The sequence below is a fragment of the Candidatus Tenderia electrophaga genome, assembly GCA_001447805.1.
Taxonomy (GTDB): Bacteria; Pseudomonadota; Gammaproteobacteria; order Tenderiales; family Tenderiaceae; genus Tenderia; species Tenderia electrophaga.
On record CP013099.1, the window covers coordinates 1,250,576 to 1,263,852 of the forward strand.

Genomic DNA, 13,277 nt, shown 5'->3' on the forward strand with positions numbered 1-13,277 from the left:
ATGGACGCTGTCCGCAACACAACAAGTATAACGTCGGTCTGTCGTGATTCCAGGCGCACACCAATCGCGGGCTTGCAATCTGGCGCTGTTAACACTATTAAATTCCAGTATGAGTGACGCGATGCAGATGCAAACAGTGGTTCCTACCACATTTTGGCACAGGCTCGAGGATGGCCGCATACAGTGCGATGTCTGTCCCCGTTTTTGCAAGTTACACGAGGGGCAGCAGGGCTTGTGTTTTGTGCGCGCCAACCAGGGCGACCAGATCGTGCTTACCACCTATGGCCGTTCCAGTGGCTACTGTATTGATCCCATTGAGAAAAAGCCGCTAAACCATTTTCTGCCGGGCACCCCGGTGCTGTCCTTTGGCACAGCCGGCTGCAATCTGGCCTGCAAGTTCTGTCAGAACTGGGACATGAGCAAGGCCCGCGAGATGGATGTGTTGGCCGATGAGGCGCCGCCCGCGGCGATCGCCCAGGCGGCCAAGGAACTGGGCTGTGCCAGTGTCGCCTACACCTATAATGATCCGGTGATTTTCCTCGAATACGCCGTGGATGTGGCCAAGGCCTGTCATGAGCGCGGGATCAAGTCCGTTGCCGTCACGGCGGGCTACATCACGCCGCAGCCGCGCAAGCTGTTCTTTGAGCACATGGATGCTGCCAATGTGGACCTGAAGGCCTTCACCGATGAGTTCTACTATAAGGTCTGCGGTGGTCACTTGCAGCACATCCTCGATACCCTGATGTATATCAAGCACGAGACCGATTGCTGGTTGGAAACGACCACGCTCATTATCCCGGGCAGCAACGACTCGGACGATGAGCTTAAGCGCATGACCGAGTGGGTGGTGGAAAACCTGGGTCCGGACGTGCCCATGCACTTTTCCGGCTTCCATCCCGACTGGAAGATGATGGACGTGCCCGCCACCCCCATGGCCACCCTGGTGCGCGCGCGCAATATCGCCCTGGCCGCCGGTGTGCGTTACGCCTATACCGGCAATGTGCACGACAAGGCCGGCGAGAGCACCTATTGCCATCAGTGCGGCAAGATGCTGATCGGTCGCGACTGGTACGTGTTATCGGATTGGCATTTGAGCGAGGATGGTCAGTGTGAATTCTGCGGTGCGCGATGCAGCGGGGTATTCCATGGTCCGCCGGGGGCGTGGGGCGCTAAGCGTATGCCGATTAGGTTAAAGGATTACGCAGCGCTCGCGTGATGCGGACTAGCTCGCATCGGTCATCTGGTACAGCTTGGAGATGCCGTCTGTGCTTTCGAAGGTCACGCCCAAGTCACGCAGCAGACCGTCCTTGATGCTGTAGATCCAGCCGTGTATAGAGAGTTCCTGGCCCCGCCCCCAGGCGCTCTGGACGATGTTGGTGTGGCAGACATTGAACACCTGTTCCACCACGTTCAGCTCGCACATGCGGTCCCAGCGTTGTTCCCGGTCGGCAATCTGCTTCAGGGCTTGATGGTGCTTCTGATACAGGTCCTTGAGGTGGCGCAGCCAGTAGTCGACAATGCCGAAAGACTGGGTTTGCATGGCCGCCTGTACCCCGCCGCAGCCGTAATGACCGCAGACGATGATGTGCTTGACCTTGAGGACGTCAACGGCATATTGGATCACCGACAGGCAATTCAGATCGGTATGAATGACCGCATTGGCGACGTTGCGATGTACGAACAATTCGCCCGGCAGCAGGCCGACGATTTCATTGGCCGGCACACGGCTGTCGGCGCAGCCGATCCACAGGTATTCCGGTGCCTGCTGCGCCGACAGCTTCTTGAAAAAGGTCGGGTCCTCGGCGTTGATGGCCTCGGTCCAGGCCTTGTTATTTTCAAATAAGTCGTTGAGGTCGGTCATGATCTTCATACTACGTTAAGGGGCGGCCTGAGCATACCAGTGTTGCCCGAAATCGGGCTAGTCCGAATGGCTCAGTGCTTCCTTTTCTTCCAATTGTTCGGCCGGGGTGCGGGCCTGAAAATTGGCCAGGTAGCGGGCGCCTTTTTCGATCTGTTCCGCGAGGCGGCGGATCTCGCTCATGAGCTCCAATTGACTGACCATTTCGCGCGCGCTAACGCGTGCCTCGGTGCCGGCGCGCAGCAGTTGCGCCTTGAGCGCCTGGTATTCGCTCTGCAGCTGTGCCAGCAGCTGGGCGCAGGTCTCGCTGTGGTACTGCTCGCGGCTGACGTCGGCTGCCAGGGTCAAGTGCACCGCGCCGCCCTTGAAGTGGTTGATCGCCTCGTCGAGAGCTGTGTCGTGCAGCTCGTGACGCTGGGCCTGGGCGGCGGCAATGTGTTCGGCCAGATGGGCGACGGTGCTGTAATAACGCCCTACACGGATGGCATTGGGAAGGGCCTCGGCCAGTTCCGAGGGCAGGTCGGTCTTTTGTAGCGAGGTGCAGTACTCTCCCGTGCTGGTCACCAGCCGGTCCAGAATTTGGCGGTCACTACGCAGTTGACCGCCGGGCCCGAGCTCAGCGCTGATGGCGCCCTTGGCGACGCGACGGCCAATCTCGGCGATACGCTGCAGTTCCAGACCCAGGGCGCGGAAGGCCAGCACGGGGGTGCCCAGCAGGGTGCGGTCCAGATGATGGGGGCGGGCCTCGTCCTCTTCGGTGGAGCGGAAGCGCGGTTCGAGAAAGGCCACCAGGCGGTCGGTCATGGGCCACAGCAGCGCGACGCCCAGGATATTGAAGAAGCTGTGGAACAGGGCCAATACCGCCGGCACTTCGGCGATGTAGCCCAGCATATTCTGCAAGCCCTGTACCGCGGCCAGCATCCAGGGCAGGATCAGCAGGGCCACGGCGCCGGTGATCAGATTGAAGGCCACATGGGCGGCCGCCACCCGTTTGGCGTTGGCGGTAGCACCGATCACCGCCAGCAGGGCGGTGCTGGTCGAACCCACATTGGCGCCGATGGTCATGGCCGCGGCGGCGGGCAGGGGGATCACGCCGCCGCCTGCGGCGGTGAGAATGATGGCCATGGCGGCGCTGGAAGACTGCATCAGCACGGTCATCACAAAGCCGCTGACCACCAGCAGTAACAGCCCCAGCCCGTCGGGTTGCAGTGTGGCAAACTGGAGCGAGCCGCCCAGGCCCTCGAACCCCCCTTTGAGGACCTCGATGCCGAGAAAAAATACGCCGAAGCCCGCCAAGGCCTGGCCCACGGCGCCGGCGCGGCTGTCGTTGCGGAACAGCCACAGCCCCATGCCCAGGCCGATGGCGGGCAGGGCAAAGCCCTTGATATCGATATGAAAGCCGATCAGGGCCACTAGCCAGGCGGTCATGGTGGTGCCGATATTGCTGCCGTAAATCACCGTGATCGCTTGGCGCAGCGACATCAGCCCGGCGTTGACGAAGCCCAGTGTGGCCATGGTCACGGCACCTGAGGATTGCACCAAGGCGGTGATGCTAAAGCCTGCCAGAATGCCGCGCAGGGTGGTACGGGTAGCGCTTTCCAGAATGCTCTGCAGGGCCTGACCGGCGGCGAGCCGCAGGCCGTGGGTCATCAGATACATGCCCAATAAAAAGAGGCCGATGCCCCCGAGCAGGCTGCTGCCGATACTGAAATCCATCTCAGGTCTTGTAAGTATGTGGCTTAATTGTGCCGCATTGTGAATGGTTATAGCGGCCGACTATATTATATTTAAAATAAATATATAATATTCGAAACTATATAGGGTAATCTTATATCGAATTGAAGAGGCGATCCCTCGATTTCAAATTAAGCATAATCCGGAATCCTTTTATATGACGACAACCGCAGTCCAGACCCCCAGCCGCTCGCTTGAGGAGCAGCTGCATGATCTCAACGCCCGCTACCATGGCCTCACACCGGAACAGCGGGTCAAGCAGCTGTATCGTGATTTCGACGCCGGTGAGGTTATGCTGACTTCCTCGTTTGCCACCAACTCGGCCTTCTTGCTGCATCTGTTTGCCACCACGGCGCCGGATCAGGTGATCCATTTCATCGACACCGGCTATCACTTTCCCGAAACCCTGGCCTACAAAAAGAAGCTCACCGAGCTGTATCACCTGAACGTGGTGGACGTGCATCCCGAGCCTTGGAAGCACGAGTATACCCTCAAGGACCAGACCTGGAAAACCGACCCCGATTTTTGTTGTTCCATCAACAAGGTCGAGCCCTTGCAGGAGATCAAAAAGGATTACAATGTCTGGGTCTCCGGCCTGATGCGCTGGCAGACCGAGCACCGCGCCTCACTGGATATATTCGAATATCGCGGCGGCATTATTAAATTCTACCCCCTGCTGGATGTCACCAAGGAGCAGCGTGATGCCTATATTCGCGATCATAAGCTGCCCTTCCATCCGCTGGTGGCGCAGGGCTATTCTTCGGTGGGCTGTACCCATTGCACCCGGGCCGGCGACGACCGCTGCGGCCGCTGGGTGGACTCATCCAAGTCCGAGTGCGGACTGCATTTATAGATACCGCTCCGGCTGAATTCCCAACCTGCAGGGCCCCCTGGGTATTGAGCCCAGGGGGCTTTTATTTACGGCCGATAATCGGGGTTGGGGATTAAGCTTTTCTAATAATTAGGTCGATATAGGGATAGGCCCCGTCGCACATGGAGAGGCGGGCGCAAGCGAAAGGAACAAGCATGAAGTACGACGTCGTCGATGCACGTATCACCCCCGAAGGACATCTGGATGTACTGTCCCAGCTGGAGGTCGCCAAGCTGCGCGATACCAGTCAGGGCGGCCTGTATCACATCTTCCGCAACTGTTCGCTGGCGGTGTTGAACTGCGGCGGTCATCTGGATGACGGCCGTGAGCTGCTGCAACGCTATAAGGATTTTGATATCTGGGTGGTGCAACAGGAACGCGGTATCAAGCTGGAAGTGCAAAACGCACCGGCCACCGCCTTCGTTGACGGTAAGATGATCAAGGGCATCAGCGAACACCTGTTCGCCGTGCTGCGCGACGTGGTCTACGTGAATGACGAAATCCATGGTACCGGCCGCTTCGATCTCAACGACAGCGAAGGCATTAGCAATGCCGTGTTCCATATCCTGCGTAATGCCAATGTGCTGCAGCCCAACTCGAATACCAATATGGTGGTCTGTTGGGGCGGCCATTCCATCGAGCGCAGCGAATATGAATATACCAAGGAAGTCGGGCATGAACTGGGGCTGCGCACTTTGAATATCTGCACCGGCTGCGGTCCGGGTTCCATGAAGGGCCCCATGAAGGGCGCCACCATCGGCCACGCCAAGCAGCGCATTAATAACGGCCGTTATCTCGGTATTTCCGAGCCGGGCATCATCGCCGCCGAATCACCCAATCCCATTGTCAACGAGTTGGTGATCATGCCCGACATCGAGAAGCGGCTGGAGGCCTTCGTGCGCACCGCCCACGGCGTGGTGGTGTTTCCGGGCGGTGCCGGCACGGCCGAGGAGATCCTCTACATACTGGGTATCCTGTTGCACCCCGACAATGAGGAGATTCCCTTTCCGCTGATTTTTACCGGCCCTGCCTCGGCGCAGACGTATTTTAACGGCATCGATAGATTCATCGCCCAGACGTTGGGGCCCAAGGCGCAGAAGCTGTATCAAATCATCATCGACGACCCCGCCCGAGTGGCGCGGGAGATCGAGAACGGCATACAGGCGGTGCGCCAGTTTCGCCGCGAAAAGGGCGATGCCTACTATTTCAACTGGCTGCTGACCATCGACCAGGCGTTCCAGAAGCCCTTCGAACCCACCCATGAAAACATGGCGGCGCTGGAGTTGCACAAGGACCAGGATGCCCACCTGCTGGCCGCCAATCTGCGCCGCGCCTTTTCCGGCGTGGTGGCGGGTAACGTCAAGGACGAAGGCATCCGCGCCATCGAAGAAAAGGGTCTCTTCGAGATCCGCGGTGACCACGGCATCATGGAACCGCTGGACGTGCTGCTTGCCAGTTTCGTGGAACAGCAGCGCATGAAATTGCCGGGCAGAGGCTACACCCCCTGCTACAAGGTGATCAAATAGACTGACAACCCCGGCTTGCCTGAATGGGCTTGGCTAGCGTCACCTCGATGACTGTGTCGGGATCATCGCCCTGAGATAGCGCTATGGCCGGCGCTGGTTTACAGTTTTGTGTTTCCTGTGCTTCGTTGCCTAGCGACTCTATGGTCGGGGCCTGACTGGCAAGATCGATAAAGCCGGCATAATTTACGGAATAGTTCATTGTTAACCCCCGTGTGATAAAAGTGTTAATGAGACCTGCGTGATTGGCGTAACAATGTCCGTGCCAAGTCGCTATCCGCCTGCAAAAACAATGATTTCTGCACCGCGCCGGAAGGGTGTTCAGGGGCGTATGCTGCGTTTTGGAGCATACGCCAGGCGAAAATGGTGCGGTATTGGAGGTAAACCAGGGGCGGAGCAACATCCCGCGTGTCCGGTTTCAGTTGGGATGACGAAAGGGGGAATGAGTTTCGAGCCGCTGCATCAATTTGTCCATCTCCGCGGCCTCGGCGGCGGTATAGCGCGCGATGGCTTGGCGAAATTCCGGATGGCTGATCCAGTGCGCCGACCACGTGCGTGTCGGTAGAAAGCCACGTGCGATCTTATGTTCCCCTTGGGCGCCCGGCTCAAAGCGCGTCAGGCCGTGCTTGAGGCAGTATTCCAGGCCCTGGTAATAGCAGGTTTCGAAATGCAGGCCCGGTAGCGCTTCGTCACAGCCCCAGTGACGCCCGTAAAGGGTGTGATCGCTGCGCAGATTGAGGGCGGCGGCGATGCAGGTATCACCGCGATAGGCCAGTACCAAGACCACCTGACGCGGCAGAGCGCGGCCGATTTCCTGAAAGAAGTCCAGGCTCAGAGTGGCAAAGCCCCATTTGCGATCGTAGATCTCGCGGTAGAATCGATGGAAGAGGGACCACTCTTCCGGGCTGATTTCATCGCCATGCAGCAGACGAAAACTGATCCCGGCGTTTTGCACCTGGCGTCGCTCCTTCAACACGTTTTTTCGTTTGCGTGAAGCGAAATGACTCAGGTAGTGATCAAAACTCTCATAGCCCTGATTGTGCCAGTGATACTGACAACCCTGGCGGATAATCAGTCCCTGCCGCGCCATGATGTCCTTTTGCGCCTCGCTGGGAAACAGCCAGTGCGCCGATGAATAGCCCATTTCCTCGGCCAATTCGGTGATCGCCGTAATGAGTGTGCCGGCCACCTGCGCGGCATCGGCCTCGGGCGCGATCAGCAGTCGCTCACCGCTCATCGGCGTATAGGGAATGGCCGAGACCAGCTTGGGGTAATAGGCCAGCCGGCTGCGTTGATAGGCCTCGGCCCAGGACCAGTCAAACACAAATTCACCGTGGGAGTGAACCTTTGCATACAACGGTGAGGCGCCCACCAGGCGGCAGCGTTCGTCATGGACGACGATATGTTGCGGCTGCCAGCCGCTGTCCTGGCCAACGCAATGATGGCGCTCCAGGGCGGACAGGAATTCGTGCCTCAGAAAGGGATTGTTGTCGCGCACGAGCCGATTCCAGTCGCGCCGCTCGATCTGTTCGAGCGAGTCGATCAGGGTGACTTGTAAGGCGTGACCGATTACTGACTCCACGGGTAAAGTTTAGTCCATGAGGTGGGGCGTATAAAACACAATAAATCAGCCTATATCATCGGCCCGATCTGGCGGGATGCTTGTGCTGGGCCATGGCTATGCTTCATGATGACAATTATAACGGGGTCTAGGCTGGCAAGGGCCCAACCGTAATTGAATATGAGGTACGTCGTAGATGGGCAGCGCCCTGGAAACCAAACCCCGTATCGGACTGGCGCTGGGCAGCGGCTCGTCGCGCGGCTGGGCCCACATCGGTGTCATCAAGGCCTTGGCCAGGCACGGCATCGAGCCGGATGTAGTCACCGGCTGTTCTATCGGCGCCCTGGTGGGCGCGGCCTATGTCACCGATCATCTGGATAAGCTGGAGCGCTGGGTGTGCTCCCTGGACCGTCTCGACGTGGCCCGGTTCTTCGAAATCTCAACGAGTTTCAGCGGCTTCGTCAATAAGGACAAGTTCCACAAGTTTTTGAACCAACACGTGTGCCGGGACGACACCCAGATCGAGTCCCTCGACAAGGCGTTTGCGGTGGTGGCCACCGACTTGGCCAGCGGCACCGAAGTGTGGTTTTCCAGGGGTGCCTTGATCGAAGCGGTGTGGGCGTCCATCTCTCTGCCCGGACTGTTTCCGGCCATCCGTCACAAGAATCGCTGGCTGGTGGATGGTGGCCTGGTCAATCCGGTGCCCATCTCCACCTGCCGTTCCCTGGGGGCCGATGTGGTCATCGCGGTCAATCTCAACGGCGATATTGCCGGTAAACATTTTAAGAAAATGGCGCCCAAGGTCGAGAAGGTGGAACGTACGGAGACCGAAATTCCCGCGGACGAGGGTTGGATAGACACCCTGACCCGTACAGTGCGTGAATACTCGATGAGTCTATTCACCAATCATAAGGATGGGCGTGAGGAGGCCCCGGACCTGTTCGATGCCATTGCCGGCTCGATCAATATCACCCAGGATCGTATTACCCGCTTTCGCATTGCCTCCGACCCGCCCGACATCCTGATTACGCCCCGATTGATGCATATCAGTTTGCTGGAGTTTCATCGTGCCAAAGAGGCCATCGAGGCGGGCGAGGCGATGATCGAAACGATGTTGCCCGAGATACAGGATGTGGTGTCATCCGTGTAGGCGCCTGGCCCGCATTTCTCACCGTTTAAGACAGCCGCATGTCCGTCGCTGCCAGGCCAAGTATTAAAGTTTCGCTCCGGACCCGACGATATACCAAACGGCCAAGACGCTGTTTTTAACCCGTTTTTTTATTGGGAAAGGGCGTTGAGTCGGTCGCTTGCTAGACACGTCGCAAACAGGATTTGAACAACCATGCAAACCATGTTGAGCCAGGCACAGAGGCAGCAATTCGCCGATGAATTTCGTCGGCGTCTGGCACATGTCGAAGAACTGCCGGCCTTGCCAGAGGCGGCCATGGAGTTGTTGGCCTTGCGTAATCACCCGCAGGCCGACGTCAAGGACCTGGTCAGCATCATCTCGCGGGATCCCGGTGTCAGCGCCCAGGTGCTGCGCTACGGCCGACTGTCGATCTTCGGCTACGGTGAGCGGATTCAGACCGTGGAGAACGCCGTCACCCTGGTGCTGGGCTATGAAAAGGCCCTGTATTTGACGCTCGGCCTGGCGGTGGGCAATAGTCTGACCATGCAGGCCGACGGGCCGCTGGGTCGGCGCGAGTTCTGGCGTCATTCATTTACCAGCGCCATTCTCTGCCAGACCTTGGCGCAGGCCATGCCCAAGCAACAGCAACCCAACGCCGATATGGCCTACCTGAGCGGTTTGCTGCACGATATCGGCTCGATGCTGATCGGCTATTTATATCCACGTGAATTCGCCATGCTCAACGTCCTGGTGGAACGCTATTACGATCAGGAGCCGCGCGAGCTGGAGCTGCTCAGCCTGGGGATCAGCCATGATATGATCGGGCTGCATTTAATGCGTACCTGGAACATGCCGGAAGAACTGTTGGTGGCCATCGGCGAGCATCACTTCCCCGAATACGGCGGCAAACACAGCGCGTATTGCAAGCTGGTGTACTTATCGAACTATCTGCAACGGCAGATGCGTCAGCCCGGTCTGGCGGTTGAAGAACGCCGCTATGTCATGGTTCGGCAATACCTGGGCTTGGACGAGGAAAGCGTCGAAGCAGCGGTGCGCATGATGAACCAGGCCACTGCCGAGATCGGACAGCTGTCCGAGGACATGGCCGCCTGAATCGCTTAGGGGTAAAGCGGCAGTAAAACCTGATTGTCCGACCTGTCCCGCTTTGCATGATTAGCGCTCGCCTTTTTTAGGCTTTGCCACAATTCATCACCCCGCCATCCGGTTTGTCGCGAGCCGTAGAGCGTTTGATTGAGCGATTCTATTTCCCCTTGTACGTCTTCATCAAGACGCCGACCGATGTCGCCCAGGCTGGCGGGAGGGGCCGCGGGCCAAAAAGCCGCGCCCCATTCCAGCAATGCCCGTTTCGTCCCGTGCGGGTCATTGCGTTCACAGGCCTTCTTGACCGCGCCTAAGCAAAGCTTTGCGCCGGGTGTGGTCGGCCGTCCCCGTAGCAGCGCTGTCCGGCGTCGGCTGACAACCCAGGCCAGTGAGGTGGTCAACCATGCCGCTGCGAAAAAGAGACTCAGCCACAGATATATGCCCGGCGTGGCTTGGTCCGTGGTCCCCGCCGGCGCGGCGCGGGTCTCGGCCGTAACCGTGTTGGTGTCGGGCTGGGTGATCGAGGACGTTGCTTGAGCGCCGCCCACGCCGGGCTGGACCTGGACGGTGCGCGCCGGCAGTTTGGCCACTTCGCGCTGTTGGCGATTAACGTTCCACCAGGGGATCTCGATGGCGGGCAGGGTGAGTTCGCCGGGGCGTGTGGGAATGATGGCGATCTTCTCTTGTCGCGTACCGTTGATGCCTTGACTGCCGCGTTTATCGTTGAGACGCGGTTGATCGGGATAGGTCTTGAAACCGTCGCCTTGCGGCATGGGCAAGGCCGGCAATTGGGCCGCGCTCAAGCCGTCGGCCTTGAGTGTGAGAGTGCGGGTGATCGGTTCGCCGACGACAAACTCCGGGGATTGCTGCGACCAGCTCTCGCTGAGGCGCAAATCCTCGGCCGGCAGCCAGGGCTGATTCTGCATGGCCGTCGGGATGGGTTTGATATCCAGCTTCACGCGCTTTGAGTTGAGCCGCCGCGTGCTGGTGTTCTGGCCGAAGGGGTCGAAGACACCGGCGCGGCTGTTGACCACTTGCGCGTCGAGCGTGATGGGGTTGATGGTGATGGCGCCGCTTTGCTGCGGAAACAGCGCGTAATTGCGCTCGATCACTACATAGCGTCGGCCGTTGCGGCGCGTCTCGAAGCTGGAATCCTCGCCCAGCTGCTGCACCCGTACCTCGCCGCCACTGAATGTCGGTTCCGGCATGGTGGCGCTGTTGAGGTTGACGGCGCGATAGAAGCGGATGGTGTAGAGGATCTGCGATTGCACATAGGCGCTGGTGGGTTGCGCCTCCACTTCCAGGAACATGTCCATGTTCTCGGCGGCGGCGCCGCTATCACCGGCCGCGTTGACCGTGATGCTGATCTGTGGGCTGTGATCCGAACCGATCTCGATCGAAGGGATGTTCAACTCGCCGCTGCGCTTGGCCATGACGAACAGGGTCCAGCGGGTTTGTTGGGTGATTTCGCTGTTGAGGATTTGCATGTTGCTGCTGCGGCTGCGACTCAGGATGTCGAAGTCCTGTTCCAGCGGCGCAAAGTCCGGGTCTGCGTTGATATTGTCATCCGCCTCGAAGATGATCTTGAAGGATTCGTTAAGCCGCACCGGGTCGCGATCCACCCGGGCGGTGATGTTGGCGGCCATGGCGGTGACGGTCATCAGGCTCAGACATAAAAAAAGAAATACGCGTTTCACCATGGCTCCCGTTCATTGTTGCGCCGCTGGCGCGCCTGTTGTTGATATTGATACTGGAACTTGCGCCGCAGCAGACCGCCCGGGTCGTCGGGGATGCGGCGCAGCCACTGTTCGGTGGCGATGTCGGTTTCCGCGGTTTCGCTGTATTCCCGCGACGGCAGGGGACGTTGTTCTTCGCCTTCCGCTTGTTCACCGTCCTGCTGCCGCCCGAGTTGTTGCTGTTCACCTTCGATCTCATCGGCCTCCTGTTGTGCCTGTTGTTGCGCCTGTTGCTGTTGCGCCGTCGGATCCTGTGTTGGGCCGGCCGAGTCGGCCTGTTGCTGATCGCCGCGCTGAGCGGGCTGTTGTTCGGCGGACTGTTGCTCGCCCTGTTGTCCCGGCCGGTCTGATTGTTGTTTCCCCTGACCGTCCTGCTGCGGTTGATCACCTTTTGTTTGATCCGATTGCGACTGCTTTTGTTGTTGCAGTTGTGCCTTTACCAGATCGCGGTTGTGGCGTGCGTCCTCGTCATCCGGGTCCAGCTTCAAAGCCTGTTCATAGGCCTCAATGGCTGCTGGATAGTCGCCCAGCCGGGCCAGGGCGTTGCCTTTATTGTAGAGGGCGTCGGCGGTATTGATGCCCTCCAGTGTCTCTACCGCCGCTTCATACTGTCCGGCCCGGTAACGGGCCGCCGCGCGCCAGTGGGGGGCATTGAACAATCGGGCCGCCGCTTCCGCATTGCCTTGTTTGAGTTGATGCAGGGCTTGTTGATTATCATTGCGCCACAGATCGGCCAGTTCGACGGCCTCGGCGTTTTGTGGCAGGGGCAACAGCGCCACCACCGCCAGCAGCGCCAAGTGACCGCGGCGGAAGGCCAAGGCCGCCAGCAGCAGCACGGGCAACAACAACCACGGCCCGGCCTCACGCCATTGATCACTCTTCAGGCGGCTAAGCTGTGCTTCGGATTTGCGCAAGCTGTCGACGCCTTCGAGCAGGTGATTGATATCCCCATCACCGGCCGTGATGCGGTGATAACGGCCGCCACCCTGGCGCGCCAGTTGTTGCAGCGCGGCCGTGTCCAGTTTGGGGACGACGATGGCGCCCTGGCTGTCCTTGAGAAAGCCGCCGTCACGCAGGGCGATGGGGGCCCCTTCCGCCGTGCCCACCGCCAGCACGGAGAGGCGGTGCTGATGCCCCTTTAATTCAGCCAGAGTGTGTTCCAGGTCCTGGCGATCGATGCCGTCGCTAATCAGCAAAATATCGCCCTCGGGTACACCGGCCTGTTGCAACAGCTGCGTCGCCCTGGCCACGGCGGCCGAGGTGTCGCTGCCCTGCAGCGGCATCATATTGCTGTCCAGGGCGTTGACCAGGGAGATAATGGTGTTGGCATCATCGGTCAGCGGTGACACGGTGAAGGCCTCGGCGGCATAGACGATGAGCGCGGCCTGACCCTCGCGACGTTGTTTGAGGATATCGATCAACTTCAAGCGGGCGCGCGCCAGCCGGCTGGGTTTGATATCGGTGGCGTCCATGGAGCGCGACAGGTCCAAGGCGATCACCAGCGCTGAGGGATCACGAAACACCGGTTGCTCGCGCTGTTCACAGGCCGGACCGGCCAGCGCCAGGATGGCCAGGAGTCCGGCCAGGGCGGTGACCGGCAACGGCCAGCGCGCCGCCCGGGCCGCGCCGCTCTGTAGGATGTAGGGCAGCAGACGGGGCTCGCAGACCGCTTGCCAACGGCCGGCGTTGCCGCGGCGTCGACCCAGCAGCCACAACAGCAGGGCCAGCGGCAGCAGCAGCCAGAGCCATTCCGGGCGCAGCAAA

General features: G+C 59.6%; 10 protein-coding genes. 5 read left to right on the plus strand and 5 right to left on the minus strand.

Features of this window, described 5'->3' with window-relative positions:
• Positions 1-109 precede the first annotated feature (109 nt).
• Entirely contained in the window at positions 110-1,216 is a 1,107-nt protein-coding gene (locus Tel_05850) for a radical SAM protein (GenBank protein ID ALP52712.1), read from the plus strand.
• Between the two features lie 6 nt (positions 1,217-1,222).
• Here the strand turns inward: Tel_05850 and Tel_05855 are convergent, their stop codons facing one another.
• Positions 1,223-1,861, minus strand: a complete 639-nt coding sequence (locus tag Tel_05855; GenBank protein ALP54751.1) for a carbonic anhydrase — start codon at positions 1,859-1,861, stop codon at positions 1,223-1,225.
• Between the two features lie 57 nt (positions 1,862-1,918).
• Positions 1,919-3,574, minus strand: coding sequence for a hypothetical protein (locus Tel_05860; protein ID ALP52713.1), 1,656 nt, complete (start codon positions 3,572-3,574; stop codon positions 1,919-1,921).
• Positions 3,575-3,749: 175 nt separating this feature from the next.
• Between Tel_05860 and Tel_05865 the strand changes: the two genes are divergently transcribed.
• Both Tel_05865 and Tel_05870 read left to right on the plus strand, forming a co-directional pair.
• A complete protein-coding gene (locus tag Tel_05865; protein ID ALP52714.1) occupies positions 3,750-4,445 on the plus strand; it encodes a 2', 3'-cyclic nucleotide 2'-phosphodiesterase in 696 nt (231 codons plus the stop codon).
• 173 nt (positions 4,446-4,618) lie between these two features.
• Positions 4,619-5,989 (plus strand): LOG family protein, encoded by a 1,371-nt coding sequence (locus Tel_05870; GenBank protein ID ALP52715.1) that lies wholly within the window; start codon positions 4,619-4,621, stop codon positions 5,987-5,989.
• A 415-nt stretch (positions 5,990-6,404) separates the two neighbouring features.
• Here Tel_05870 and Tel_05875 read toward each other — a convergent pair whose 3' ends face one another.
• Positions 6,405-7,556, minus strand: coding sequence for a hypothetical protein (locus Tel_05875; protein ALP54752.1), 1,152 nt, complete (start codon positions 7,554-7,556; stop codon positions 6,405-6,407).
• Positions 7,557-7,743: 187 nt separating this feature from the next.
• On the opposite strand from Tel_05875, the gene Tel_05880 reads away from it, so the two are divergent.
• The gene (locus Tel_05880; protein ID ALP52716.1) at positions 7,744-8,697 is read left to right on the plus strand and encodes a patatin; all 954 of its coding nucleotides are present in this window, start codon (positions 7,744-7,746) and stop codon (positions 8,695-8,697) included.
• A 192-nt stretch (positions 8,698-8,889) separates the two neighbouring features.
• Positions 8,890-9,789 (plus strand): hypothetical protein, encoded by a 900-nt coding sequence (locus Tel_05885; GenBank protein ALP52717.1) that lies wholly within the window; start codon positions 8,890-8,892, stop codon positions 9,787-9,789.
• 5 nt (positions 9,790-9,794) lie between these two features.
• Here the strand turns inward: Tel_05885 and Tel_05890 are convergent, their stop codons facing one another.
• Complete coding sequence (locus Tel_05890) at positions 9,795-11,477, minus strand: hypothetical protein (protein ALP52718.1); 1,683 nt, start codon at positions 11,475-11,477, stop codon at positions 9,795-9,797.
• Positions 11,471-13,276 (minus strand): hypothetical protein, encoded by a 1,806-nt coding sequence (locus Tel_05895; GenBank protein ALP52719.1) that lies wholly within the window; start codon positions 13,274-13,276, stop codon positions 11,471-11,473. The genes Tel_05890 and Tel_05895 overlap by 7 nt, the downstream gene beginning before the upstream one ends.
• Position 13,277: the final 1 nt, after the last annotated feature.

What these genes read in the sequence shown, in the direction of transcription:
- Tel_05850 (ALP52712.1), top strand. Translation starts at nt 110, where the DNA reads ATGAGTGACGCGATGCAGATGCAAACAGTGGTTCCTACCACATTTTGG.
- Tel_05855 (ALP54751.1), bottom strand. Translation starts at nt 1,861, where the DNA reads ATGACCGACCTCAACGACTTATTTGAAAATAACAAGGCCTGGACCGAG.
- Tel_05860 (ALP52713.1), bottom strand. Translation starts at nt 3,574, where the DNA reads ATGGATTTCAGTATCGGCAGCAGCCTGCTCGGGGGCATCGGCCTCTTT.
- Tel_05865 (ALP52714.1), top strand. Translation starts at nt 3,750, where the DNA reads ATGACGACAACCGCAGTCCAGACCCCCAGCCGCTCGCTTGAGGAGCAG.
- Tel_05870 (ALP52715.1), top strand. Translation starts at nt 4,619, where the DNA reads ATGAAGTACGACGTCGTCGATGCACGTATCACCCCCGAAGGACATCTG.
- Tel_05880 (ALP52716.1), top strand. Translation starts at nt 7,744, where the DNA reads ATGGGCAGCGCCCTGGAAACCAAACCCCGTATCGGACTGGCGCTGGGC.
- Tel_05885 (ALP52717.1), top strand. Translation starts at nt 8,890, where the DNA reads ATGCAAACCATGTTGAGCCAGGCACAGAGGCAGCAATTCGCCGATGAA.
- Tel_05890 (ALP52718.1), bottom strand. Translation starts at nt 11,477, where the DNA reads ATGGTGAAACGCGTATTTCTTTTTTTATGTCTGAGCCTGATGACCGTC.